At 29.7% G+C, this 317-nt stretch carries 1 protein-coding gene; it reads left to right on the forward strand.

What is annotated here, in order from left to right; all coding sequences use genetic code 11:
* The coding region (locus CCO88_RS09605; RefSeq protein WP_002811874.1) for a class I SAM-dependent methyltransferase at window positions 1–317 on the forward strand (317 nt) is incomplete at both ends.

Consider the following 317-nt stretch of genomic DNA (forward strand, 5'->3'; position numbering starts at 1 on the left):
TGGGAACAAATTTTTTCTAAAAAAGAATGGGGCAAGTATCCAAGTGAAAATGTTATAAGATTTATAGCAAGGAATTTTTATAATGTGCAAGATAGAAGTAAAATCAATATTTTAGAACTTGGTTTTGGAACAGGAGCTAATTTATGGTTTTGTGCAAAAGAAGGTTTTAGTGTAAGTGGTATAGAATGGAGCAAAACAGGATTAGAGCGTTTTAAAGCTCGTATGAAAGATGAGAATTTAAGTGATAAAATCAAGCAAATTGAACTGGGTGATTATATCGATAAATTAGATAGTTTTAAAGATGATAGTTTTGATGC

The sequence above is a fragment of the Campylobacter coli LMG 9860 genome (assembly GCF_000254135.1).
GTDB lineage: Bacteria > Campylobacterota > Campylobacteria > Campylobacterales > Campylobacteraceae > Campylobacter_D > Campylobacter_D coli.